Raw genomic sequence first — 25920 nt, forward strand, 5'->3', positions numbered from 1 at the left:
CCCGGACAGGTGCTGCTGCTTCTGCCAGCTTGGTCGCCCGGAGCGAGCCGTGCTGGCTCGCACGGGGCGGCCCCCGTCAGCGCCGGTCGGGCTCCGACGCGACAGTTCCTTGGTCTCCGTCGTCGGTGCCCGCCCGGTTGTCGGCGCCGGCCGGGCCGTTGGCCCCGGTGCCCTCGGCATCCGCCCCCGCTTCGATGTCGCCGCTTCCCGACCCGGTGCCGGTCCGGTCGGACCTGTTGCCATCTGGGTCAGTCCCCGCGTCCGCGTCGGCGTTGGCCGTGCTGGCCGCGACCCCCGAATCGGTCCGGGCCGCCGCGTTGGTCCGGGGCGAGGCGGGTGCGGCGACGCTGTCGTTCTCGTCAGCACCGGCGGCACCGGTCCCGTTGATCCCGTCGTGCGGGGTGCCGTGGGATCCGAGGTCGAAGGAAGCACTGCCGGGCGCGTCGGGCGCGGCACCCTCCTCCGGCGCGATCCCGGTCGAGTGCTCCGCTGACGCGGTCTCGGTCTCCTCTGGTGCCGGCGGAGGAATTTCTTCCTCCGCCTCGATCACGGAGACGGCGTCCTCGGCCGCCGCCGCAGCGGCCTCGGCCGACGACTGCGCGGCGATGCTGGAGGGCGTCTGCCACTGAATGCGGGGCGGCTCGGCGAGGGGACGTCCACCGAACTCGGCCAGCCAGGCCGCGACGTGCGCCAGGTTTTCCCGCCACTGGGATTCGGAGATGGGCGGCAGGATCGAGTCCCAGAGCGACAGGAACGTGCCGCGCAACTGGAGCCGGCCGTACGGACGAGCCAGAAACCACATGTGCAGGTGGGCGGACCCGTCGCCCCATCGGTTCACATGCACCCGGGCGACGCCGTCCAGCGAGCGGATGGCGCGTTCCAGGCGAACGGTCATCACCCCGAGTTCGGCAGCGAGCAGGTTGGGCAGGTCGCCCAGGTCGAGATGCGACCGCGATTCAAGGATCAGCACCATCGGCAGGCCGGTGGGTCGGTCCATGGCCCGCACCCGCCAACGCTCACCGACCCAGATGTACGCATCGTCGGGCGCGTTGCAGGCGATGCACTCCCGCAGTCCTTCGCCCTTGCGGGGAGGTTCGACCGCCACCGGTTCGTCGAGATGCTTGACGCGCAGCTCGCCTTCGAAGGGGAACGACGGCCACTGGGTGAAGTCCGGAACTGAGGAGGGAGGGGTGTCGTGCACGACGCTGACCCTAACCGAGACCGGCACCGCTGTCCCTACCCCGAACGCCGCTGATCATGACGGGAATTCGGCCGATCGGGGTGGCTGACATCCGCGCACAGAGGGGGCGGGAAGATAGTTGTCCACAGGCTGATGAGATCACCACCACACCCCGTCATCCACAGGCTGGGGAGGGCTCTGACGCGCTGTTTCACGTGAAACGGGTCCTGCCTGTGGAAAACTTCTGTGGATAACTTTGGTGCTCGTCCACAGCACTGTTCACAGGGACAACGGGCCCGATTCTCTCAACGACCGAGGGGCTCCTCCGGCTGTCGGGAGGCCGGGACTTTTCCCTCGGAGCCCCGGTCTACACGAGCCGCCGTGAGGCCGGCGCGGCCCGTCCGCCCTGGCTGGATTCAAGAACCGCCAAGCTCGGCGGGCCACCCGCTGGGGGGCCTTCGTCGCTACCGCGGCCGCTGCCCACCAGGAGAACTGGCGCGGGTACTTGCTCAACGCGGACGCGGACGCCGGTGCTACGAGGTCGCTCGCGCGGCCTGGTTCCACGAGGTCGCTTTGAGTGCGCCTGGTTTCACGTGGAACCAGGGACTCCACCCGCCTACATGTCGTGAGGTTCCGCCTGGCGGGTGGCGCGGGTTTCACGTGAAACCGTCGAGTAGACCGGCTGCTCGGCTGGCCGTGTGGCACGGGCACCGACTGGGGATGGACGAGGGCTTCTTTGGCCAGCAACCCGATGCCAACCTGCCGCCGAGACCTTGGCTCCGATGGCGGAGTCCCACTTTGAGCGGGTCCAGATCCTGAGCACCGCCATGCAGAGATGTCTGAACTTGGCCCGGCCGGCGTTGGCCCGGCCGGCGTTGTTCACGATGGTCGGGGTGCTGGCGGTGGATGTCGTGGCGAATCTGCTGTCGGCCCGGTACCGCGCGGTCGCGGCCCGTCATTCTCCCGCCTGCCCGACCCTCGGCCGCCGCTCCTTTGCACCGGTCTCCCCGGGGTCCTCGCCGACAAGCGACCACGTGGCGGGGAGCGTGGCGGTGGCGGCGCAGGGGCCTTGGTCCGGACGAGCGAGACCGGGTCCCGTTCCACGTGAAACATGGCCGCATGTGGCGCGTGGGACTTGCCGTGCTGGCAGCGGTGGCCCATGCAGCCCTCGGCCGGGGGGATCGGCACCGCCGTAGCAGAGCGCCGCGATCTTCCCAGACCAGCCGCTACCGATATCCGCTTCCCGAGGCCCCCAAGGGCGAGGTGGCCTTCGTCGCGTAGGCCGCCCGGCTTGCTACCCCACTCCAGGGGGCCTCAGAGCGACTGAGCAGTCACCGGAACCTATTGGGCACCACCGGTGCGGGGTGCAACTCTCCGAGCGATCTACGGCGACGTAAGCGGCGGTGCGGGATCATCGAGAGGCGGGCCCAGTCCTCCGGAGATGAGCTCGACCGCTCAGCTCTCCCTGACGTCCCAGGTTTGGGCACGGCCTGCCCACCCGGCCGGGGCATATTCATTGCTGCGGTTCGCGCCGTAACCGTGCCCTGCCGTGCGTGCCGCAGTCGTGCCGCGCTGCGCCGTGCCGCAGTCGTGCCGCGCTGCGCCGTGCCGCAGCCGTGCTGCGCCATGCCGTGCGTGCCGCAGCCGTGCCGTGCCGTGCCCGGAACTAGTACCCCGCTTTGCCGAGGCGTCAGCCACCGCACAGCAGGGCCAGGGTCCTCCGACCGAACCGAACTCCGGTCACCGGCCAATCGGACCGCGCCCGATCCGATCCGCCGCCCGAACATCCCGGATTCCACCGCACAGCTGAGTCGCCGCCCCTTGACCGTGCCCCCGAACTCACCTGCTCGTCGTCCGGACACCGCCAGCAAACAGGCGGGCAGCCCGATCGGGCTCGTTCACCCGGGCCGAGGGCCCGCATCGGTCGTCGCCGTTTCACGTGAAACGGGGAGGCGCTCCGCTCGGTCACGAGCCGGCTGATGACTGACACCGAACTTCGGGGATCGCCGGGCAGGAGACATGGGTCGCCCGAGAGGAACGAGAAACAGCATGGGCACCTGACCGCGCCGAATTGCAGACCGCCGTCCGCCGGAGGGGCTGGCGGCCAGGGAGAGCCACGGCTCCGCAGGGCTCCGGAGGTTCCAGGGACCCGAAGGAGTCGCGCCCTCAAGGCCGCGCCAAACGGAGCCTTCTGCGGAAGGCCGGCGTCCGGGTGGGCCTGGAAACTCAGCAGGGCGTCGTTGACCGACGCAGGCGTGCTCGGCCCACCGCGCCAGGTCCTTCCACCCACGGTTGCCGGGGAGCAGCACCCCCAGCGCAGAACGGCCGCGTACCCGAGTCGGGTACGCGGCCGGGGGAAACGGCGGGGACGGTCAGTCCTCGGGCTCCGGCTGACCTTCCTCGCCGACCCCGATGATGCCGACGATCCGCTCCAGGTCGTCCACCGTGGCGAACTCGATCGTGATCTTTCCCTTGCTACGACCGATGTCCACCTTTACCCGGGTGTCGAACCGATCAGAGAGCCGGTCGGCCAGATCGGTCAATGCGGGTGCGTGCGGCTTGGAACGGCGCTTCGCCGCAGGCGTCTTCGCCGGGCCGTCGCTGAGCGCCAGGGCGACGATCTCCTCGGTGGCCCGGACCGAGAGCCCTTCGGCGACGATCCGGAGGGCCAACTGCTCCTGCGCCTCGGCCTCGTCGAGGCTGAGCAGCGCGCGGGCATGACCGGCCGACAACACACCGGCGGCCACCCGACGCTGGACCTGCGGGGGCAGATTCAGCAACCGGATCGTGTTCGAGATCTGCGGCCGGCTCCGGCCGATCCGCCGGGCCAACTCCTCGTGGGTCGCACCGAACTCCTCCAGCAGCTGCTGGTAGGCGGCGGCCTCTTCCAACGGGTTGAGGTTGGCCCGGTGGATGTTCTCCAGGAGCGCGTCGCGGAGCATCGCGTCGTCCTTGGTCTCCCGGACGATCGCGGGGATGGTCTCCCGACCGACCGCCTGGGCGGCGCGCCAGCGCCGTTCACCCATGACGAGTTCGTACTTCTCGCTGTCCAACTGTCGGACGACGATCGGCTGAAGGAAGCCGACCTCCTGGATGGAGGTCTTCAGCTCCTCCAACGCCTCTTCGTCGAAGACGTGCCGGGGCTGCTTGGGGTTCGGCATGATCGCGTCGACGGAGATCTCGGCGAAGCGCGCGCCGGGCACCGGGCTGAGTTGCGGTTCGTCCGGCTCCGGCGGCGCGAAGGCCACGGGAGCGGGCGGCGTGACGTCAACGGCCACCGGATCGGAGGACGTCTCGATCGCCGGATGTGCCGGGTCGACCTCCACGGGCATGGTCGCCGTGGTCGTGCTCTCCTGCACCGGCCCGGTCGGGATCAGCGCACCGAGCCCTCTACCCAGACCGCCCCGGGGACGGTTCTTCATACGACGCCTCCCAGCGACTCGTCCGCACTACGCATTCCGGCTCACCGGCTCCTTGGCACCGCGCTCGGCGATCTCCTGGGCAGCCTCGAAGTAACTCGTGGCACCCCGCGAACCGGGATCGTAGGTCATCACGGACTGCCCGTAGCTCGGGGCCTCCGACACGCGGACGTTGCGGGGAATGACGGCCTGGAGGACCTTGTCACCGAAGTGGTTCCGGACGTCCTGTTCCACCGCGTCGGCCAGCCGGGTACGGCGGTCGTACATGGTGAGCAGGATCGTGGAGACCTCCAGCTTCGGGTTCAGGTGCTGGCGAACCAGGTTGATGTTGTTTATCAACTGGTTCAACCCCTCCAGGGCGTAGTACTCGCACTGGATCGGGATCAGCACCTCCTGCGCGGCCACCAGGGCGTTGACCGTCAGCAGGCCGAGGGAGGGCGGGCAGTCGATGAAGACGTAGTCGAAGTGCCCCGGGTACGCGTCGATGGCCCGGTTCAGCCGGGACTCCCGGGCGACCACGGAGACCAGTTCGATCTCGGCGCCGGCCAGGTCGATGGTCGCCGGCACGCACCACAGGTTGGGGATGCCCTCGACCTCCTGTGCCACCTCCGCCAGCGGCACACTGTCGATCAGGCAGTCGTAGACGTCCGGCACCCCGGTGTGGTGCGGGACGTTCAACCCGGTGGAAGCGTTGCCCTGCGGATCGAGGTCGACCACCAGCACCCGGTTACCGTGCAGGGCCAGAGCCACCGCCAGGTTCACCGTGGTCGTGGTCTTGCCCACGCCGCCCTTCTGATTGGCAACGCACATCACCCGGGTCCGCTCAGGACGGGGCATGGTCACCTCGCCACTCGGATTAAGGATCTGCACGGCGCGCATCGCCTCCATAGCCAACGGTGGGTCATCCTCTTCGCGCGTCGGAGTTTCACGTGAAACGTACGCGGCGTCCGCCGAGGCCACGGCGACGACCCCGGGGGCGGGCCCGGGGGTGTCGAGCGTGGGCGTCGCATCGGGCACCGCGCCGGGTTGGGGCTGGGTGGGCACGGGTGGCGAATTGCCCTGCACCGGGAGCTCGAACCGAGACGGTGCCCCCGCATTCCGTCGTACTGAGGGCACCCGGCCATCCGGGGCATTGACCGGTCCGCCGTCGGGACCGGAACGCGCACCGGGCGGAGGTACGTACGACTCGGGTGCCGGGCGTGCGGCACCCACCGCCGGCGGCTCCCGCCGTAACCCGGGATCGTGCTCCGGTGGGCGGATCGTCGGCTGCCCGCGGGTGGCCCGGCCCTGAGGGTCGGTTTCACGTGAAACAGGGCCCGCGCCCGAGCCCGATCCCTCGGGACGGTTCACCCGTGGATCGTCGTACCTGTCGTCGTCATGCACCTGTCATCCCTACCCGCTCCGGATGGTCGGCCCGCACCCCGCCTCGCTTGCCCTACCCGCGCTCGCACCGCAGAGCGTACGGTCCGGCGGGGGCGATCGTGACCCGGTGCGCCCGACATCCGCCCGCCCCACACTATCGACGCGCGGTCAGCCTACGGGGGACGGGCGCGGCGGGTCCATCTTCGTTCTCCGGCGGTGCTGCGTCCGATCGGGTTGGCACCGCTCCACCGGACCTCCCGATGGAGCGGTGCGATCCGCAGCGACAGGAAAAGCTCAGCGGGCGCGCTTTCGGCTACCGTGCGACCGCTTCGGCGCCTTCTTGGCCCCCGGAGGTCTGACCACCCGCTCCCGCACAATCTCCACCAGGGTGGTCGGCGGGTCGAGGATGTCGGTGCCACACAGCTGCACCGTCGGCTCGCCTCCGCCCAGCTTCGCCACCGCCTCGGCGTGCTCGGTGATCTCGTCCCTCGCGGACGACCCCTTGAGGGCGAGCAGCCGGCCGCCGCGGACCACCAGCGGCAGGCTCCAGGTGGCGAGCCGGTCCAGCGGTGCCACCGCGCGGGCGGTCACCACGTCGGCCATGAACGGGCCGACGCCGTTCGCCCCGGTGGCCGCCTCATCGGCCCGACCCCGGAACACCCGGACCGTCCTGGCCAGCCCGAGCCGCTCCACGGTCTCGACGAGGAACGAGGTACGCCGGGCCAACGGCTCGACCAGGATGACGCTCAGGTCGGGGCGGGCGATCGCCAGCACCAACCCGGGCAGCCCGGCTCCGGAGCCGACGTCGATCACGCTGGCGCCCTCGGGGATCCGCTCGGCGACGGCGGCGCAGTTGAGTAGGTGCCGGTCCCAGATCCGGGGTGCCTCGCGGGGGCCGAGGAGACCACGCAGCACACCGTCGGTGGCGAGCAGTTCGGCGTAGCCGGCGGCCAGGTCGAGCCGGTCACCGAAGAGTGCCTGTGCGGCGCCGGCCAGCTCGGCCGGGAGCGCGGCGTCCTGCGCGGAGGGGACGGGACGCTCGGGCGACGGCCCGGGCGGCGTACCACCCGGGCCGGGACCGGCATCCGTCGTGAGGTCGTCGGGCGTCACCAGTTCAGTCCGCCGGCCGGACGACGATGCGTCGGGTCGGCTCGACACCCTCGGACTCGCTCTCCACCCCGCTCATCGCGTTCACCACGTCGTGTACGCACTTGCGCTCGAAGGCCGACATGGGCTCCAGCCGCACCGGCTCACCGTGCTCCTTGACCTTCTCCACCGCGTTCTTGGCGACGGCGGCGAGTTCCTTGCGCCGGGTGGCCCGGTAGCCGCCCACGTCGAGCAGGAGCCGGCTCGGCGAGCCGGTCTGCCGGAACACGGCCAGTCGGGCCAACTCCTGGAGCGCCTCCAGGGTGGCACCGCGCTGGCCGACGAGGTTCTGCAACCGGGCACCGACCACCTCGACGACCGGGCGGCCGCCGGAGACCAGCTCGTCGATGTCGCCGTCGTAGTCGAGGATGTCGAGCAGTCCCTCGATGTAGTCGGCAGCGATCTCGCTCTGCGCGAACAGTTCGCCCTCGCCGGCGGGCTTCCTCTCCTTGCCGCCCTCCTCGGGCTCACCCTCACCGGTCGCGGCGGTCGGGACGGTCTCCTCGTCGAGCGAGGCGTCCGCGCTGGGGATGCTGGTGTCCGTCACGGTGTCATCTCCGTACTAGCTCGGCCGGACCGTCGGGTCCGCTGGTCTCCCGGGCGACCGGCGGGAAGGGGGCCGGTTCGGTCACGGGCACGTCTCGTAGGGGCAGTCTCGCCCGCATCCGCGCGGGGCGCGGCGGTTCCGGCCCGGCGCCGACCGTCAGGTGGCTGCGCGGTGCCGGAGAGGCCGCCGTCGGTCGTTCCGGCGGCGGCCCGGTGGCTCAGCCCTGGCGCTTGGCCGGGCCCTTCTTCGGGTTGGCCGGCTTGGCGCCCGGCTTCGGCCCGGCGACCTTCGGCGCGGCCGGCTTGGCCGGCACCTGCGCGACGGGCTTGTTCCGGTTGAGGAAGCCGCCGGTCTTGGCCGGCTGCACCGGGCCCCGGCCGGCGGTGGTCGTCGCCTTGTTGCCGGCGACCCCCTTGTTGGTCACCAGCGGCGGGAACTTGCGGAGCACCCACTGCTGCTGGCCGAGGGTGAACAGGTTGTTGGTGACCCAGTAGATGATCACGCCGATCGGGAAGATCGAGCCGGAGACCAGCAGGGAGAGCGGGATGCCGTAGAGCATCAGCCGCTGCACCATCCGCTGCTGCGGGTCCTCCGCCCAGCCGGTCTTGAGGATCATCTGACGGCTGGTCAGGTAGGTGGTGCCCATCATGACCAGGACCAGGATGCCGGCGATCACCTTCACGGTGGTGCCGTTGGCACCGAGGCGGGCCAACTCGTCGGCGGTGGAGCCGAACTTGCCGGCGATCGGGGCGGTGAAGATCGTGGCGCTGGAGGCGCTGTCGAACTGCTCGGTCGTCCAGCCGTAGAGGCTCCTGGCCTCCCTGGCCGGGTCGAGCCGGCGCAGCACGTGGAAGAGACCGAGGAAGACCGGGATCTGGAGGAACATCGGAAGGCAGCCCATCAGCGGGTTGGCCTTTTCCTTCCGATAAAGCTCCATCATCTCCTTCTGGAGCGTCTCCCGGTCACCCTTGTGCTTCTCCTGGAGCTCCTTGACCTTCGGCTGGAGCGCCTGCATGGCCCGCTGAGACTTGATCTGCTTGACGAAGACCGGGAAGAGGATCACCCGGACGGTGACCACCAGGAAGATGATGGCGAGAATCCACGACCAGTTCGTGCCGAGAACCGTGCGGACCGGCACCCCGATGGCGTCCCACGCCGAGTGCCAGGTCAGCAGGATCCACGAGATCGCGTAGTAGATCCAGTCGAGACTCAATTCTCAGACTCCAGTCACGTCGGCGCGTCGGCGACCGCCCGGCTCCGGCACCGGGTCGTGTCCACCAGGGTGGAAAGGGTGGCAGCGCGATAGCCGCCGGACCGTCAGGCCGGCTCCCCGGAGCGCACCGTGACGGGTGACCGCCTCCAGGGCGTAGGCACTGCACGACGGGTAGAACCGGCAGCGGGCCGGCAGTGCCGGGCTTATCCAACGACGGTACGCGATGATGGGGCCACTGAGCATCCGGGCACCCATGCTCCGGCGTGCCGACACGGCGGGTCCGCTGCTCACCGCGACCGCCGTGCCCGGGGCGTCTGTGCGGCGGCGATCGCCGCGTCCAGGTCGCTGCCCAGTCGGGCGTACGGCGTCCCGGCCGCGGGGGGCAGGGCGCGTACCACCAGGGTGCTGCCGTCCGGCAGCGCGGCCAGCCGGTCGCGGACCAGGTGCCGCAGCCTGCGGCGGACCTTGTTGCGGACCACGGCGGGCCCGACGGCCTTGGACACGACGAAGCCGGCGCGGCTCGATCCGGAGCTCAGCTCCGGGTCGGTGCTCCGCGCCGGCTCCGGCGAGGTTGTCCCGAGGGGTGTGGTCGCTGGAGATGTGGAGGTCGCCGGCAACGTCAGGTGGACGACGACGGCACCACGACCGACGCGTCGACCACCACGGACCGCTGCGGCGAAGTCGGTGCTACGCCGCAGGCGCTGTGCGGCCGTCAGCACGACTGTCCACGTCCTCGGACCGGTCGGCCTCAGGCCGACAGGCGGTCACGGCCCTTGGCGCGGCGGGTCGACAGGATGGCGCGGCCGGCACGGGTGCGCATGCGCAGCCGGAAGCCGTGGGTCTTCGCGCGCCGGCGGTTGTTCGGCTGGTAGGTGCGCTTGCTCACGTCAGGCTCTCCGTTTTCGTACGTCCCCGGCGCGGGTTCGCCGGGGTCGTTTGATGGACCAGACCACCTCGGCGGTGGCCTCCGATCGGTGCTGCCCGGCGGCGCGAAACCTCGGCGATGCGGGGCAGCGACCACGGACAGCAAGCACCCATCACCCTAGCAGAGGGCGACAGAGCAGCCCCTCCACCCTACGCAGGGGGGCAATGACCGTCAAACCACCCCGGGCCGGCGGTCCGCTGGCCGGCACCCCGCCGATCAGGCGTTCTCCACCCGGGTCGGGGCAGGCGTCGGGGTGGCGGCGGTTGATGGCGGCCCGCCGTCGCTGTTACCGTGCGCGTTTGCGGTCAGCTTCGATTCCGGGTTGTCGGCGGAGGGCAAGACCGGACCCGGCAGTGAATCGTTCGGCACGGTGAACCCGCTTCAACGCCCTCCCCGGCAGGGGGCAGGTCCGACCCGCGTCCGGCGGGCGGCCACAATCGGTCGGTACACACAGGCTGTGGATAACTTGTGGACGCCGGCCGGTCAGCCGTCCGGTGGGTGAGTGGCACCACCCGCGCGTACGCGGTGGCGGGCCCGGCACAACCGCTGGACCACAGCGGCGGTCGGGAGCAGAGGCGAGGGGGTGGCACGACGGTGGCCGGAACAATCGACCTTGCCGCGGTGTGGACCGCGGCGACGGACGAACTCGCCGACGAGATCATCTCCGCCCAGCAGCGTGCCTACCTCCGACTGACCCGTTTGCGGGCGATCGTCGAGGACACCGCGCTGCTCTCCGTGCCGGACGCCTTCACCCGGGACGTCATCGAGTCACGGCTGCGACCGGCCATCACCGAGGCGCTCACCCGCCGGCTGGGCCGACCGATACAGGTCGCGGTCACCGTGCGGATCGCCGACGACGCCGCCGGCCGGCCGGCCGGCACCCTCTACCGCAGCGGACCGGAATCCGCCCCGGTGGAGACCGGCCCGGCCGTGGATGACTATCCCGGATTCCGGCCGCCGGTCTACGACGAGCCGCAGCCGTCGTACCAGCGCGATGCCGGGCCACCGCCGGAGCAGCCCGGGGAGCGGCCGCCACCGGAGCACGACGGACACCGTCCCGCCAGGGTCCCGGCCAGCCGGGACGGCGGTCAGGACACCCTGTTCGGTGCCGGCTTCGCCGAACCGACACGGATGGACCACCCCGCCCCCGAACGGCGCGGGTTCGAGGAACGCCACCGCCCCGAGCCGGACACCGATCCGCGCGGCTACGAGCCCGCGTACCGGGACCAGGGTCGGCCGCCGCGCGACCAGCAGGGTCCGCGCGGCCTGGCCCGCGACGGCGCCACCGACAGCGGGCCCGGTCGGGCCGGTGCCGACCATCGACCCGGTGGCGGTGACCGACGCGGTACGGAGGGCAGCGGCAACCGCCTCAACCCGAAGTACATGTTCGAGACGTTCGTCATCGGCTCGTCCAACCGGTTCGCCCACGCGGCGAGCGTCGCGGTGGCCGAGTCGCCGGCCAAGGCGTACAACCCGCTGTTCATCTACGGCAGCTCGGGGCTGGGCAAGACGCACCTGTTGCACGCGATCGGGCACTACGCCCAGACGCTCGGCAACGCCCGCTCGGTCCGGTACGTCTCGACCGAGGAGTTCACCAACGACTTCATCAACTCCCTGCGGGACGACAAGACCAGCGCGTTCCAGCGTCGCTACCGCGACGTCGATATCCTGCTGATCGACGACATCCAGTTCCTGGAGAACCGCGAGCGGACCCAGGAGGAGTTCTTCCACACCTTCAACACCCTGCACAACGCCAACAAGCAGATCGTGATCACGTCCGACCGCTCGCCGAAGCAACTGGCGACGTTGGAGGACCGGCTGCGGACCCGGTTCGAGTGGGGACTGCTCGCCGACATCCAGCCGCCCGACCTGGAGACCCGGATCGCGATCCTCCAGAAGAAGGCCGCCCAGGAGCGGCTCTACGCCCCGCCGGACGTGCTGGAGTTCATCGCCTCCCGGGTGTCGAACTCGATCCGGGAACTGGAGGGGGCACTGATCCGGGTCACCGCGTTCGCCAGCCTCACCCGGTCCACCGTCGAGCTGTCGCTGGCCGAGGAGGTGCTGCGGGACTTCATCCCCGACGGCGCCGGCCCGGAGATCACCGCCGACCAGATCATGGTCTCCACCTCGGAGTACTTCGGGGTGAGCCTGGAGGACCTGCGCGGGCACTCGCGCTCCCGGGTGCTGGTCAACGCCCGCCAGGTGGCCATGTACCTGTGTCGGGAGCTGACCGACCTGTCGCTGCCCCGGATCGGGCAGGCGTTCGGCGGCCGGGACCACACCACGGTGATGCACGCCGACCGGAAGATCCGGCAGCAGATGGCGGAGCGGCGCTCGCTCTACAACCAGATCGCCGAGTTGACCAACCGGATCAAGCAGAACACCTGAGACGTACGCCACTCCCACCGCTTCATCGACGCCCGGCCGACCATCTCGGCCGGGCGTCTTCGCGTCGGCACGCCCCCGGTGGGTTGACCCTGCACCGGGTCGAGGGCCCACGATCTGTGGATGACACGTCACGTTCGTCCACAGGACGACCCGGTTGTCCACACCCCCTGTTCCACAGCCGGTGGATAACCACGCTCTGTCCGGAGCCAGTTACCCACAGACTGTGGATAAACCCTGGGGACGATGCTGTGGACGGCTGGGGACAACCGGTGCGCGGTCCACAGCCGACGGAGGGCCTGTGGGCAACCTGTTGAAGGTTCTGGGGACGACCCGGCTCCGGGCCGACGCCGTCGTCCACAGCACTGGGGGTAAACCCGGTGGATAACCGGTGGACAACCGGTGGACGGCGGTGGACAACGCTGGGGACAGCGGGTGCCTGTGGACGGCCGACCGGGTTTACCCCCGGGTTCTCCACAGCGAACCCACCGGTGGATAACGTGTCTGACCTGCCACGACGCGAGTTACCCACAGTTTGCACAGGTGCGATGAAGACGATGTAGTTATCTCTTCTAAGAATCAAAAACCAATCATCACCGTTGGACTTCCTGTGGATCGGGCGCAGCACTGCCGTCGGCAGTCGGCCCGGCACCGGAAGCACGGGGTCGGGCGCACAGCCGATGCCCACGCGCCCTAAGGTGCGATGGGTACCCGCACGGTCGGGCGGGACGGTGGGCAGCGGTCGGCATGAGAGAGTTGTCGCTGACGTCGACGCGGAGGCATTGATGAAGTTCCGAGTAGAGCGCGACGCGCTCGCCGAAGCGGTGGCGTGGACCGCCAAGAGCCTGCCCAGCCGGCCGTCCGTACCGGTGCTCGCCGGGGTGATGCTGCGGGTCACCGACGGCAACCTCCAGGTCTCCGGCTTCGACTACGAGGTCTCCAGCCAGGTGACCGTCGAGGTGCAGGGCGATGCCGACGGCGCCGCCCTGGTCTCCGGCCGGCTGCTCGCCGAGATCACCAAGGCACTGCCGGCCAAGCCGGTCGACATCGCCGCGGTCGGTGCCCACCTGGAGCTGGTCTGCGGCAGCGCCCGGTTCACCCTGCCGACCATGCCGGTGGAGGACTACCCCGCCCTGCCGGAGATGCCGGAGAGCGCGGGCACCGTCGAGGCCGCCGCCTTCGCCGCCGCCGTCGCCCAGGTGGCCATCGCCGCCGGCCGGGACGAGACGCTGCCGATGATGACCGGCGTCCGGCTGGAACTCTCCGGGGGCACCCTGGCGATGCTCGCCACCGACCGCTACCGGCTCGCCCTGCGCGAGATGGAGTGGAACCCGGACGACCCGGACATCAGCATCAACGCCCTGGTCCCCGCCCGCACCCTGAACGACACCGCGAAGGCACTCGGCCCGCTCGGCGGTCAGGTGACCATGGCGCTGTCCCAGGGCGGCGCAGGCGAAGGCATGATCGGTTTCTCCGGCGGCACCCGCCGGACCACCAGCCGACTGCTCGACGGAGCCAACTACCCGCCGGTCCGCTCGCTCTTCCCGGCCAACAGCAACGCCGAGGCACGGGTCCCGGTGAGCACCCTGATCGAGGTGGTCAAGCGCGTCGCCCTGGTCGCCGAGCGGACCACGCCGGTGCTGCTCAGCTTCAGCTCCGACGGACTGGTCGTCGAGGCCGGTGGCACCGAGGAGGCCCGGGCCAGCGAGGCGATGGAGGCCACCTTCACCGGCGAGCCGCTGACCATCGGCTTCAACCCGCAGTACCTGATCGACGGGCTGGCCAACCTGGGGGCCCAGTACGCGCTGCTGCGGTTCGTGGACGCCTTCAAGCCGGCGGTGATTTCGCCCGCCGGTGAGGATGGCGAGGTCATCTCTGGGTACCGGTACCTCATCATGCCGATCCGCGTGTCCCGCTGATCGCGCACCGGCACCACCCAGACGCACGGAGGTAGGGGCAGATGCAGCTCGGCCTGGTAGGACTCGGCCGGATGGGCGGCAACATGCGCGAGCGGTTGCGCGCCGCCGGGCAGGAGGTGGTCGGCTACGACCGCAACGCCGACCGCAGCGACGTCGCGAGCCTCGCTGAGCTGGCCGACAAGCTGGAGTCGCCCCGGGCGGTCTGGGTGATGGTGCCCGCTGCCGTCACCGACGCGACCATCGACGCGCTCGCCGAGGTGCTGGGCGAGGGCGACATCATCATCGACGGCGGCAACTCGCGGTTCAGCGACGACGCCCCCCGGGCCGAACGGCTGGCCGAGCGGGGCATCGGCTACGTCGACGTCGGTGTCTCCGGCGGCGTCTGGGGCAACGTGAACGGCTACGCCCTGATGGTCGGCGGCGCGCAGGAGCACGTCGACCACCTGATGCCGATCTTCGAGGCGTTGAAGCCGGCCGGTGACTTCGGCTTCGTGCACGCCGGCCCGGTCGGCGCCGGCCACTACGCCAAGATGGTGCACAACGGCATCGAGTACGGCCTGATGCACGCCTACGCCGAGGGCTTCGAGCTGCTGTCCGCCGCCGAGATGGTGACGAACGTGCCCGGCATCATCAAGTCCTGGCGGGAGGGCACCGTCGTCCAGTCCTGGCTGCTCGACCTGCTGGACCGGGCGTTGGACGAGGACCCGTCGCTGGCCACGCTGACCGGTTACACCGACGACACCGGTGAGGGGCGCTGGACGGTCGACGAGGCGATCCGGCTGGCCGTCCCGCTCAACGTCATCACCGCCGCCCTGTTCGCCCGGTTCTCCTCCCGGCAGGACGACTCACCCGCGATGAAGGCGGTCGCCGCGCTGCGCCAGCAGTTCGGTGGGCACGCCGTGCACAAGCGCTGAGCGGCATCCACAGGCTGTGTACGTCCGCCGGCTCGAACTGGTCGACTTCCGCTCGTACGAGCGGGTCGGCGTCGACCTGGAGCCGGGGCCGAACGTCCTGATCGGGGCGAACGGCGTCGGCAAGACCAATCTGGCCGAGGCGCTGGGCTATGTGGCGACCCTGGACTCGCACCGGGTCGCCACCGACGCCCCCCTGGTCCGGCTGGGCGCCACCTCGGCGGTGATCCGCTGCGCGGTGGTGCACGACGGCCGGGAACTCCTGATCGAGCTGGAGATCGTCCCCGGGAAGGCCAACCGGGCCCGGCTGGGGCGCTCACCGGCCCGGCGGGCCCGCGACGTGATCGGCGCGCTGCGGCTGGTGCTCTTCGCCCCCGAGGACCTGGAACTCGTCCGGGGTGACCCGGCCGAACGCCGCCGCTACCTCGACGACCTGCTGGTGCTCCGGCAGCCCCGGTACGCGGGGGTGCGTGCCGACTACGAACGGGTGGTCAAGCAACGCAACGCCCTGCTGCGTACGGCGTACCTGGCCCGCAAGACGGGCGGGTCGCGGGGCGGTGACCTGTCCACCCTGGCGGTCTGGGACGCCCACCTGGCGCAGCACGGGTCCGAGCTGCTCGCCGGCCGGCTCGAACTGGTCGCCGCGCTCACCCCGCACGTGGCGAAGGCGTACGACGCGGTGGCGGCGGGCGCGGGGGCGGCGGGGATCGCGTACCGGCCGTCGGTGGAGCTGACCGGGCCGACCGCCGACCGCGCGGTGCTGGCCGAGGCGTTGACCGGCGCGCTGGCGGAGTCCCGGTCGGCCGAGATCGAGCGGGGCACCACCCTGGTCGGGCCGCACCGTGACGACCTCGTCCTCACCCTCGGCCCGCTGCCCGCCAAGGGGTACGCCAGCCACGGCGAGTCCTGGTCGTACGCGCTGGCCCTGCGACTGGCCGGGTACGACCTGCTGCGCGCCGACGGGATCGAGCCGGTGCTGGTGCTCGACGACGTCTTCGCCGAGCTGGACGCGGGTCGGCGGGAACGACTGGCCGAACTGGTCGGCGGGGCCGGTCAGCTGCTGGTGACCTGTGCGGTGGACGACGACGTGCCGGCGGCCCTGCGCGGCGCCCGGTACGCGGTGGGCGACGGGACGGTCCGCCGTGTCGACTGAGCCGGAGCAACCCGCCGGGCCCCGGAAGGGGACGGGCGGTGCGAGGCGCACCTCCTCGGGCGGGGCAGGTGGTGCGCGTACCCCCGGGGGAGCCGGTGGGGGCGCGGGCGGTGCCCGGGCCCGACCGGCCGGCACCGGTGCGGACGCCGCGCCGGGTGGGGGTACCGGCGGTCCGGCGACCGGCAGCGGTTCGGCCGGAGCGGGTGGCCCCGCGGGCGGTGCTGACGGCGCGGCGGGTGCGTCCGGACCGCAGCTGGCGCGGGCGGTGCTGGACGCGGCGAGGGCCCGGCGGGAGTCGGCGGCCCGCAACCGTCGCCCGGGGGTCACCGGCGCGGCCGACGGTGGCGGCCGGCGGTTGCGCGGCTATTCCGGGCCGGGGCCGGACCCGCGTGACCCGCAGCCGTTGGGTGCGGTGTTGGAGCGGCTGATGAAGGCGCGCGGCTGGCAGCAACCGGCGGCCGAGGCGACCGTCTTCGGCGCCTGGGAGAAGGTCGTCGGGGCGGAGATCGCCCAGCACAGCCGCCCGGTCAAGCTGGAGGACGGCGAGCTGACCGTGGAGGCGCGGTCGACCGCGTGGGCCACCCAGTTGCGGCTGCTCGCCGGTTCGCTGTTGAAGCGGATCGCCGGGGAGGTCGGCCACAACGTGGTCCGCAAGCTGCACATCCACGGGCCGGCGGCACCGTCCTGGTCCCGGGGCCCGCGCCGGGTACGCGGCCGCGGACCGCGCGACACCTACGGCTGACGGTCAGCGTTCGGCGCGGCGGGCCTCCCGCTCGGCGCGTTTGCGTTCCCGCTGGTCACGGCTCCACTGCTTGCGTCGTTCCAGGTCCTCCTTCCAGGCGTCCCGGGCCTGCCGGGAGCCGCCCTGCACCGCGCCCTGCACCTCGGGCGGGCCGGTCAGGTTCTTGAAGGCCCATGCCAGGAGTCGACCGCCCTCGCCCGGGGCCTTCGCCGCCGGCTTGTCCTCGCTCATCGGCACCGACCTTCCCTCAAGTTGCTTGGTGTACCAATCATTGGTACACCAAGCATTGCTATCATCGCAACGGTGACGAGGAGGTGCACGGTGGTGGACGGCCCGCCCGAAGGCGATCCGCTGGCGTTGGAGGAGCAGGTCTGTTTCGCGCTCTCCGTCGCCGCGCGCGGTGTCGTCGCGGTCTACCGGCCGCTGCTGGAACCGATGGGGCTGACCCATCCGCAGTACCTGGTGATGTTGGCGCTCTGGCAGCACGCGCCGCTGTCGGTCCGCGAGCTGAGCCGGCTGCTCCAGCTCGACCCCGGCACCCTGTCGCCACTGCTCAAGCGCCTGGAGGCGGCCGGCTACCTCCGCCGCGAACGGGACCCCGCCGACGAGCGCAGCCTCGCCGTGTCGCTCACCGGGAGCGGGCGGGCGCTGCGGGAGCGCGCCGAGCAGATCCCCCCGGCGATCGTGGCGCGGCTCGGGCTGCCGCTGGCCGAGCTACGCGACCTGCACGGGGCGCTGACCCGGGTGATCGCCGCCGCCAACGGCGCGGTGGCGGCCGGCCCTCCGCCCGCCGGGTCGGCGCCCCCGACGCCCGGCGGCTAGCGACACACGCCGCACGGCCGGGGCGACGACCAGGCCGGGGCGCGGGGTCGGCAACCTCAGATCTGCGGGAGGGGACGGCGACCGGGTTCGGCGTCGGCATAGACCGCGAAGCCCCGGTCGGCGCAGCGCCGGTAGAAGGCGGCCAGCACCCCCAGCTCGGCGCAGGTGAAGTCCCACTGCGGCGGGTCACCGTTCTCGTCGCGCAGCCGGTCGAGCCGGCTGCCCAGCCAGCGCAGCTGCTGCTCGGCGAGGCGGCCGTCGCCGAGCAGCGCGCCGAGCACGTCACTGACCGACTCGAAGGTCACCGTCTCGCCGTGCGGCCGGTGCTGGACGACGAACTTCTCCACCCCGCCGGCGATCCAGGCGCAACCGTCCGGGTCGATCACCGGGTCCTCGTCCTCGGCGGCGGCGTCGGTGGCGTAGAGCACATTCTCCAGCCCGAGGATCAGGTCGACCAGCTCGGTGTAGGCGGTGGCCCGGACCGTGCCCGTCTTGGCGATGTGCTCGGCGAGCGCGGCGGTCGGCGCGGAGATCCGGGGGACGTCCACGATCTCGCCGAAGTCGACGAACTCGGCCGGCGCGACCGGGTCGTAGAAGCGGCCGGTCCGCGGCCAGTGCACCGCGACATTGTCCAGCCCCATCGGGTGTCACCTCTCGAGAGCACGGGTCGGGTCGATCGGGTCCATCGTCCCGGTTACGGGGGGAAAAGATCAAGACGGGCAGCTTTGCCGCGCGCCGCAAAGCTACGGTACGGCCGCCTCCGGGCGCGACCCCCCGGCCGCCCGGCGAGCCGGTCGATTCCGTGGCGGTGGGCACGGAGGCCGAGCCGGGGCGTGTAGGGGGAGTCGCGGACAGCGAGATTCGGCCGGCTACGAGGGTCTCAGCCGCCTTCAAGGGGTGCCGAGTGGCGGTTCTGTCGTGTGCGCACAGTAAGATTGACGGTGAGACGACGACCTGACGCGGTGCGACGGACAGGGGCCTTCACCGGCCCTTGATCAACGTCCCGGGTCGGGTCTGGCCGATCGCGATCCGCGGGCAACCGCGGCGACCGGCGCGCACGATCCGCGGCCGCCCTCCGGGCGTCGCCCGTGTGCGCCGACGTCGTGTCCTGTCCGCCGAACCCGCGCTCCCGCGCCCCGGCGCGGATGGTGCGAGAAAGTGGCCGAGGGTGGCAGCGCAGGACAAGCAGGAGTACGGCGCAGAGTCGATCACCGTCCTCGAAGGACTGGAGGCGGTCCGCAAGCGGCCCGGCATGTACATCGGCTCGACCGGCGAGCGCGGTCTGCACCACCTGGTGTGGGAGGTCGTGGACAACGCCGTGGACGAGGCGCTCGCCGGCTACTGCGACACCATCGACGTGGTGCTGCTCGCCGACGGCGGGGTCCGGGTCACCGACAACGGCCGTGGCTTCCCGGTCGACCTGCACCCGAAGCTCAAGAAGCCGGGTGTCGAGGTCGCGCTGACCGTGCTGCACGCGGGTGGCAAGTTCGACGGCAAGGCGTACGCGGTCTCCGGCGGTCTGCACGGCGTCGGCGTCTCCGTGGTGAACGCCCTCTCCACCCGGATGGCTGTCGAGATCCACAAGTCCGGTTTCGTCTGGCGGCAGCAGTACCACAACTCCAAGCCCGACTCGCTGGACAAGGGCGAGACGACCGACCGCACCGGTTCGGCGGTCTCCTTCTGGCCGGACCCGGACGTCTTCGAGACGACCGACTTCGACTTCCAGACCATCTACCGCCGCCTCCAGGAGATGGCCTTCCTCAACCGGGCGCTCTCCATCCACCTGCTCGACGAGCGGGTCGCGGAGGGCGAGGAGGGCAAGCCCCGCGAGGTCACCTTCTACTACGAGGGTGGCATCGCCGACTTCGTCCGGCACCTCAACGCCTCGAAGAACCCGATGCACAAGACGGTGGTGGAGTTCGCCGCCGAAGAAGAAGGCATGTCGGTCGAGATCGCCATGCAGTGGAACGAGTCGTACGGCGAGTCGGTCTACACCTTCGCCAACACGATCAACACGCACGAGGGCGGCACTCACGAGGAGGGCTTCCGGGCCGCGCTGACCAGCGTGGTCAACCGCTACGGCGCGGACAAGAAGCTGCTCAAGGGCGACGAGAAGCTCTCCGGTGAGGACATCCGCGAGGGTCTGGCCGCGATCATCTCGGTCAAGCTGGCCAACCCGCAGTTCGAGGGCCAGACCAAGACCAAGCTGGGCAACACCCCGGTCAAGAGCTTCGTGCAGCGGGTCTGCAACGACCGGCTGGTCGACTGGTTCGACCGGAACCCGGCCGAGGCCAAGACGATCATCCAGAAGGCGTCCCAGGCGGCCCGGGCCCGGATCGCCGCCCAGCAGGCGCGCAAGCTGGCCCGGCGCAAGTCGCTGCTGGAGTCGGGCTCGATGCCGGGCAAGCTGGCCGACTGCCAGTCCACCGACCCGCGCGAGTCCGAGGTCTTCATCGTCGAGGGCGACTCGGCCGGCGGCTCGGCCAAGCAGGGTCGCGACCCGCGTACCCAGGCGATCCTGCCCATCCGCGGCAAGATCCTCAACGTGGAGAAGGCCCGGATCGACCGGGTGCTGAAGAACAACGAGGTCCAGGCGCTGATCACCGCGCTGGGCACCGGCATCCACGACGACTTCGACATGGAGAAGCTGCGGTACCACAAGGTGGTGCTGATGGCCGACGCCGACGTCGACGGCCAGCACATCCAGACGCTCCTGCTCACCCTGCTGTTCCGCTTCATGCGTCCGCTGGTCGAGTTGGGCCACGTCTACCTGGCCGCCCCGCCGCTCTACAAGATCAAGTGGAACAGGAAGGGCGACGACGCGCAGTACGCGTACTCCGACCGGGAGCGCGACGGGCTGATCGCGCTGCGCCAGCAGAAGAAGCCCAACGCCAAGCCGGACGACATCCAGCGGTTCAAGGGTCTCGGCGAGATGAACTACCCCGAGCTGTGGGAGACCACGATGAACCCGGCGACCCGGACCCTGCGTCAGGTCACCCTCGACGACGCCGCCACCGCCGACGAACTGTTCAGCGTGCTGATGGGTGAGGACGTCGAGGCCCGCCGCTCGTTCATCCAGCGCAACGCCAAGGACGTGCGGTTCCTCGACATCTGACGTCGTCGGCCGGCCGGTGGCTCACCGGCCGGCCCACGACCACCGGGTTATCCACAGCTTGGCCGCTTTCCACAACGTTATCCACAGCACGAACACGACTCTGAGTCTGATAAGGGTTAACAGTGACCGATACTCCCGAGTCCACCCCGAACGAGCCGGAGACCCCCGAGACACCAGTCGCGGCGGTCGTCCAGCACGACCGGATCGAGCCGGTCGGGCTCGAGGTCGAGATGCAGCGCTCGTACCTCGACTACGCGATGAGCGTGATCGTCGGGCGGGCACTGCCGGACGTCCGGGACGGGCTCAAGCCGGTCCACCGCAAGATCCTCTACGCCATGTACGACTCGGGTTACCGGCCGGACCGGGGCTACGTGAAGTGCTCCCGGGTCGTCGGCGACGTGATGGGGCAGTTCCACCCGCACGGTGACTCGGCCATCTATGACGCGCTGGTCCGGATGGCCCAGCCCTGGTCGCTGCGCTACCCGCTGGTCGACGGCAACGGAAACTTCGGTTCGCCCGGAAACGATCCGGCTGCGGCTATGAGGTACTGTTTGGCGGCAAATGTCCGTATTGGTACGGCTGTCGGCAGCGTGCGGATCGCCGACGTCGTGCCGGACGCCGCGCCGAACAGCGAGACCGACGTCGACCTCAAGGTCCGCGACCGCAACGGCGACCTGGTCCGCGCCTCGAAGTTCTTCCACTCCGGCGAGCACCCGACGTTGCGGCTGCGCACCCGCGAGGGGTACGAGCTGACCGGCACCCACAACCACCCGGTGCTCTGCCTGGTGGACGTGGCCGGGGTGCCGACCCTGCTCTGGAAGCTGCTCGCCGAGATCTCCCCGGGCGACCGGGTGGTCCTCCAGCGGACGGTGCCGGACGAGATCGGCTACCCGATGCTGGAGCACGTCGAGGCGGCCGTGCTCGCCGGTGCCTTCGTCAGCGAGGGCTGGGTGTCCGAGGGTCGGGCCGGCTTCAACAACGTGGACCGGGAGTTCTTCGTCCGGGTCCTCGCCGCCTACGATCTCGCGGTCGGTGGACCACGTCATGTGAGCGAGCGGACCATCGCCTCCGGCAGCGTGCTGCACGAGATGGACGTCCAGAACCTCTCGGCGTTGCGCGCCAGCGTCCTCGGCGAGCTGATCGGCGCCCGTAGCGCCGCGAAGTTCGTGCCCGAGTTCGTCTGGCAGGGACCTGCGGCGATCAAGCGCGCGTTCCTCCAGGCGTTGTTCGAGGGCGACGGATCGTCCTCGCTGCTGCCGCGCAACACCATCCAGGTCTCGTACTCGACCCGCAGCGAGCGGCTCGCCCGCGAGGTGCAGCAGTTGCTGCTGGAGTTCGGCGTGATCAGCCGGCAGACCCGGTACGACAACGGCGAGATCAAGGTGGTGGTGACCAACCGCCGCGACGCCCGGATCTTCGCCGCTCACGTCGGCTTCCTCGGCCGCAAGCAGGCCAAGCTGGAGTCCGAGCTGGCCTCGGTGCCGGCGAGCAGCACGGCGCTCTCCAGCGACCATGTGCCGCTGGTCGGTGACTTCATCCGCGAGCACGGCGCGCAGCGCTGGACGGAGCGGGACTGGCTGCGTCGGCACAACGTCGACCGGATCGAGCGTTGGGAGCGGGACCGCGACGAGATCGCCGCCCGGATCACCAACACCGAGGTGCTCGACGTGGTCGAGCCGTTGGTCGACGGGCGGTTCTACTACGCCGAGGTGGCCGAGGTCGCCGATGCGGGTGTGCAGCCGGTCTACAGCGTCCGGGTGGACACCGAGGACCACTCCTTCGTCTCCGACGGCTTCGTCAGCCACAACACCGAGTGCAAGCTCGACCCGTTGGCGATGGAGATGCTGCGGGACATCGACGAGGACACCGTCGATCTCCAGGACAACTACGACGGCCGGGCCAAGGAGCCCACCATCCTGCCGGCGCGCATCCCCAACCTGCTGGTCAACGGCTCCGAGGGCATCGCGGTCGGGATGGCCACCAAGATCCCGCCGCACAACCTGCGCGAGATCGGCGCGGCGGTGCAGTGGTGCCTGGAGAACCCGGAGGCCGACGAGGCGACCACCCTCGAAGCGCTGCTGGAGATCGTCAAGGGCCCGGACTTCCCCACCCACGGGCTGATCGTCGGTCAGTCCGCCATCCAGGACGCGTACCGGACCGGTCGCGGGTCCATCCGGATGCGCGCGGTGGTGGAGGTCGAGGAGGACAAGCGGGGCCGGCCGGCGCTGGTCGTCAGCGAGCTGCCCTACCAGGTCAACCCGGACAACCTGGCGGAGCGGATCGCCGAGCTGATCAAGGAGGGCAAGCTCGCCGGCATCGCCGACATCCGGGACGAGTCCTCCGGGCGTACCGGCATGCGGATCGTGCTGGTGCTCAAGCGCGACGCGGTCGCCAAGGTGGTGCTGAACAACCTCTACAAGCACACCCAGCTCCAGGAGACCTTCGGCGCCAACATGCTGGCGCTGGTCGACGGGGTGCCGCGCACGCTCAACCTGGCCCAGTTCCTCCGCTACTACGTCGAGCACCAGATCGAGGTGATCCGGCGGCGGACCGCGTTCCGGCTGCGCAAGGCCGAGGAGCGGGCGCACATCCTGCGCGGTCTGTCCAAGGCGCTGGACGCGCTGGACGAGGTGATCGCCCTGATCCGGCGTTCGCCCACCGTCGACGACGCCCGGCAGGGCCTGATCCGGCTGCTGGAGATCGATGAGATCCAGGCGACCGCGATCCTGGACATGCAGCTGCGCCGGCTGGCCGCGCTGGAGCGGCAGCGGATCCTGGACGACCTGGCCAAGCTGGAAATCGAGATCGCCGACCTCAAGGACATCCTCGCCAAGCCGGAGCGGCAGCGGAAGATTGTCTCCGAGGAGCTGAGCGAGATCGTCGCGAAGTGGGGCGACGAGCGGCGTACGAAGATCATCCCGTTCGACGGCGAGGTCTCGATGGAGGACCTGATCGCCCGCGAGGACGTGGTGGTCACCATCACCCGCACCGGGTACGCCAAGCGCACCAAGGTCGACCTCTACCGCTCCCAGCGGCGCGGCGGCAAGGGCGTGAGCGGCGCAACGCTGCGGCAGGACGACATCGTCAGCCACTTCTTCGTATGCTCCACACACGACTGGATTTTGTTCTTCACCAACAAGGGCCGCGTGTACCGGGCCAAGGCGTACGAGTTGCCCGAGGCCAGTAGGGTGGCCAAGGGCCAGCACGTGGCCAACCTGCTCGCCTTCCAGCCGGACGAGCAGATTGCGCAGATCATCGAAATCCCGAACTACCAGGTGGCTCCCTACCTGGTACTGGCCACGAGAAACGGCCTGGTGAAGAAGACCCGACTCGAGGAGTTCGACTCCAACCGGTCCGGCGGCGTCATCGCGATCAACCTGCGCGATGAGGACGAGCTGGTCGGTGCCGTCCTCGTGGCGCCGGAGCAGGATCTGCTGCTGGTCTCGAAGAAGGCGCAGGCGATCCGGTTCAACGCCTCCGACGAGGCGCTGCGCCCGATGGGCCGGGCCACCTCGGGCGTGATCGGCATGCGCTTCACCGACGACGACGTCCTGCTGGCCATGGAGGTCGTCCGGGAGGGTCTGGACGTCCTGGTGGCCACGAACGGGGGATATGCGAAACGCACCCCGATCGAGGAATACCCGGTCCAGGGTCGGGGAGGTAAGGGCGTGTTGACTGCGAAGATCACCGAGCGCCGCGGTGGTCTGGTCGGCGCGGTCGTGATCGACCCGGACGACGAGCTGTTCGCGATCACCAGCAACGGCGGCGTCATTCGGACTCCGGTGAAGCCTGTACGCCGCACCCGTGACCGGAACACAATGGGGGTCAAGCTGATGGACCTCCCGGACGGCGTGACTATCGTGGCGATTGCTCGCAATGCCGACGAGCCTGACGAACAGGACTAGTTGAATGACGGAGACACAGGCGAAGTCGGGGAACAAGGGGACCTCGGCCACCCCGGTCGACGAGGAGGCCGCCAAGAGCGGTACAACCCCCGCCGGCCGCGCCGCCGTGGGCCGGGCGACCGTCCCCGCCGACGCGCCTGCCCCGAAGTTCACCCGGGCACCCGGCATGGCACCGCCGCCGGACAAGCCCGGTGAGGACTCGGGGACGACCGAGCAGCCCCCGACGACGGGCACCGACGCGCCCTCCTCCGCCACCCAGGCGGTGGCCGCGGCGGCCAGGTCGAGCAACACGACACAGCCGATCTCGGTGGGGGCAGCCGCCTCACCGTCCACGACCGGCACCCAGCCGAAGGTCGGCGGCGGGTTCCGGCCGTCCCCGGAACCCGGGCGTCCCGCCGCAGGCGTGGGTAACGCCCGGCCCGCCAACGGCGGTGGGCTGCCACCGGGCCTCGGTGGCCCGGCCGCCGTCGGTGCCGCCCGGGTGGGTGACGCGGTACGCGCCGCGCGTACCTCGGTCAGTTCGGCCGCCTCCCGGGGGCCGCGCCGGGCCCGGCTGAACCTCAAGCGGATCGACCCGTGGTCCGTGATGAAGTTCGCCTTCGCCGTCTCCGTGGTCCTGTTCATCGTGGTGGTCGTGGCGACCTCGGTGCTCTACCTCGCGCTGGACGCGATGGGTGTCTTCCAGAGCGTCAACGACAGCCTGACCGACCTGGTCAGCGCCAGCGGTGGGCAGGGCGCCGACGGTGGCTTCCAGATCACCGCCAAGGGCGTCATCCTGACGTCCGCACTGGTCGGGCTGGTCAACGTGGTGCTGTTCACCGCGCTGGCCACCCTCGGCGCGTTCGTCTACAACGTCTGCGCCGACCTGGTCGGCGGGATCGAGCTGACGCTCGCCGAGCGCGACTGATCCGAACGGCGCCCGCCCGCCGGGCGCTACTGATCCGACCCGACGCCGGGGCACCGCGCACAGCGGTCGCCCCGGCGTCGTGCTTCCCCACCGACCCGCCGGACCGTCCCCGCGCTCATGGGCCGATCCAGGGGTGTCCGCGCCGGCGCGGACACCCCTGGATCGCGTTGATGGAGCGGATCTCCTACCCCGCCCCCGCCGGAATCGGCTCGCCCGTTCGCCGGGTGGCCGGTACGGTCGGGATGGCGCGGGAGCATCGGCCACCCCGA

The 25920-nt window shown here is 70.6% G+C and carries 20 protein-coding genes; 9 read left to right on the forward strand and 11 right to left on the reverse strand.

What is annotated here, in order from left to right:
* Positions 1–76: 76 nt before the first annotated feature.
* From GA0070216_RS21630 to rpmH, 9 genes are all read right to left on the reverse strand, one after another.
* Complete coding sequence (locus GA0070216_RS21630; RefSeq protein WP_425413177.1) at positions 77–1201, reverse strand: hypothetical protein; 1125 nt, start codon at positions 1199–1201, stop codon at positions 77–79.
* A 2351-nt stretch (positions 1202–3552) separates the two neighbouring features.
* Complete coding sequence (locus tag GA0070216_RS21635; protein ID WP_091249147.1) at positions 3553–4602, reverse strand: ParB/RepB/Spo0J family partition protein; 1050 nt, start codon at positions 4600–4602, stop codon at positions 3553–3555.
* 27 nt (positions 4603–4629) lie between these two features.
* A complete protein-coding gene (locus GA0070216_RS33935; RefSeq protein ID WP_091249151.1) occupies positions 4630–5982 on the reverse strand; it encodes a ParA family protein in 1353 nt (450 codons plus the stop codon).
* Positions 5983–6255: 273 nt separating this feature from the next.
* The gene (gene rsmG / locus GA0070216_RS21645) at positions 6256–6957 is read right to left on the reverse strand and encodes a 16S rRNA (guanine(527)-N(7))-methyltransferase RsmG (protein ID WP_245722634.1); all 702 of its coding nucleotides are present in this window, start codon (positions 6955–6957) and stop codon (positions 6256–6258) included.
* A gap of 118 nt (positions 6958–7075) precedes the next feature.
* A complete protein-coding gene (locus GA0070216_RS21650; RefSeq protein WP_091249154.1) occupies positions 7076–7654 on the reverse strand; it encodes a Jag family protein in 579 nt (192 codons plus the stop codon).
* Positions 7655–7871: 217 nt separating this feature from the next.
* Positions 7872–8867: a membrane protein insertase YidC gene (yidC, locus tag GA0070216_RS21655; RefSeq protein ID WP_091249157.1), complete on the reverse strand. Its 996-nt coding sequence runs from the start codon at positions 8865–8867 to the stop codon at positions 7872–7874.
* 3 nt (positions 8868–8870) lie between these two features.
* Positions 8871–9110, reverse strand: a complete 240-nt coding sequence (gene yidD, locus GA0070216_RS21660; protein ID WP_218108252.1) for a membrane protein insertion efficiency factor YidD — start codon at positions 9108–9110, stop codon at positions 8871–8873.
* Positions 9111–9154: 44 nt separating this feature from the next.
* Positions 9155–9586 carry a ribonuclease P protein component gene (rnpA, locus tag GA0070216_RS21665; protein ID WP_091249164.1) on the reverse strand — a complete coding sequence of 144 codons (432 nt, stop codon included), beginning with the start codon at positions 9584–9586 and terminating at the stop codon, positions 9155–9157.
* Positions 9587–9615: 29 nt separating this feature from the next.
* Positions 9616–9753 (reverse strand): 50S ribosomal protein L34, encoded by a 138-nt coding sequence (gene rpmH, locus GA0070216_RS21670; RefSeq protein ID WP_091249168.1) that lies wholly within the window; start codon positions 9751–9753, stop codon positions 9616–9618.
* Positions 9754–10386: 633 nt separating this feature from the next.
* Here rpmH and dnaA point away from each other — a divergent pair.
* The 5 genes from dnaA to GA0070216_RS21695 all read left to right on the forward strand — a co-directional run bounded on the left by dnaA (position 10387) and on the right by GA0070216_RS21695 (position 16902).
* Positions 10387–12180 (forward strand): chromosomal replication initiator protein DnaA, encoded by a 1794-nt coding sequence (gene dnaA / locus GA0070216_RS21675; protein ID WP_091249382.1) that lies wholly within the window; start codon positions 10387–10389, stop codon positions 12178–12180.
* Between the two features lie 782 nt (positions 12181–12962).
* Positions 12963–14096 carry a DNA polymerase III subunit beta gene (gene dnaN, locus GA0070216_RS21680; protein ID WP_091249170.1) on the forward strand — a complete coding sequence of 378 codons (1134 nt, stop codon included), beginning with the start codon at positions 12963–12965 and terminating at the stop codon, positions 14094–14096.
* 41 nt (positions 14097–14137) lie between these two features.
* The gene (gene gnd / locus GA0070216_RS21685; protein ID WP_091249172.1) at positions 14138–15010 is read left to right on the forward strand and encodes a phosphogluconate dehydrogenase (NAD(+)-dependent, decarboxylating); all 873 of its coding nucleotides are present in this window, start codon (positions 14138–14140) and stop codon (positions 15008–15010) included.
* A 16-nt stretch (positions 15011–15026) separates the two neighbouring features.
* Positions 15027–16160 (forward strand): DNA replication/repair protein RecF, encoded by a 1134-nt coding sequence (recF, locus tag GA0070216_RS21690; protein ID WP_091249175.1) that lies wholly within the window; start codon positions 15027–15029, stop codon positions 16158–16160.
* Positions 16150–16902: a DciA family protein gene (locus GA0070216_RS21695; RefSeq protein WP_425413178.1), complete on the forward strand. Its 753-nt coding sequence runs from the start codon at positions 16150–16152 to the stop codon at positions 16900–16902. Before recF ends, GA0070216_RS21695 begins: the two co-directional genes overlap by 11 nt.
* Positions 16903–16905: 3 nt before the next feature.
* On the opposite strand, the gene GA0070216_RS21700 is transcribed toward GA0070216_RS21695, so the two are convergent.
* Positions 16906–17133 carry a hypothetical protein gene (locus tag GA0070216_RS21700; RefSeq protein WP_091249178.1) on the reverse strand — a complete coding sequence of 76 codons (228 nt, stop codon included), beginning with the start codon at positions 17131–17133 and terminating at the stop codon, positions 16906–16908.
* Between the two features lie 90 nt (positions 17134–17223).
* On the opposite strand from GA0070216_RS21700, the gene GA0070216_RS21705 reads away from it, so the two are divergent.
* Positions 17224–17724: a MarR family winged helix-turn-helix transcriptional regulator gene (locus GA0070216_RS21705; protein ID WP_091249181.1), complete on the forward strand. Its 501-nt coding sequence runs from the start codon at positions 17224–17226 to the stop codon at positions 17722–17724.
* A 56-nt stretch (positions 17725–17780) separates the two neighbouring features.
* Here the strand turns inward: GA0070216_RS21705 and GA0070216_RS21710 are convergent, their stop codons facing one another.
* Positions 17781–18365 carry a hypothetical protein gene (locus GA0070216_RS21710; protein WP_091249184.1) on the reverse strand — a complete coding sequence of 195 codons (585 nt, stop codon included), beginning with the start codon at positions 18363–18365 and terminating at the stop codon, positions 17781–17783.
* A 527-nt stretch (positions 18366–18892) separates the two neighbouring features.
* Here GA0070216_RS21710 and gyrB point away from each other — a divergent pair.
* The 3 genes from gyrB (at position 18893) to GA0070216_RS21725 (ending at position 25651) form a co-directional block, all read left to right on the forward strand.
* Positions 18893–20839 carry a DNA topoisomerase (ATP-hydrolyzing) subunit B gene (gyrB, locus tag GA0070216_RS21715; protein WP_091249187.1) on the forward strand — a complete coding sequence of 649 codons (1947 nt, stop codon included), beginning with the start codon at positions 18893–18895 and terminating at the stop codon, positions 20837–20839.
* Positions 20840–20961: 122 nt separating this feature from the next.
* Positions 20962–24744, forward strand: coding sequence for an intein-containing DNA gyrase subunit A (gene gyrA, locus GA0070216_RS21720; RefSeq protein ID WP_091249190.1), 3783 nt, complete (start codon positions 20962–20964; stop codon positions 24742–24744).
* 4 nt (positions 24745–24748) lie between these two features.
* Positions 24749–25651, forward strand: coding sequence for a DUF3566 domain-containing protein (locus tag GA0070216_RS21725; protein WP_091249193.1), 903 nt, complete (start codon positions 24749–24751; stop codon positions 25649–25651).
* The last annotated feature ends 269 nt before the right edge of the window (positions 25652–25920 follow it).

It is taken from the genome of Micromonospora matsumotoense (genome assembly GCF_900091525.1).
GTDB lineage: Bacteria > Actinomycetota > Actinomycetes > Mycobacteriales > Micromonosporaceae > Micromonospora > Micromonospora matsumotoensis.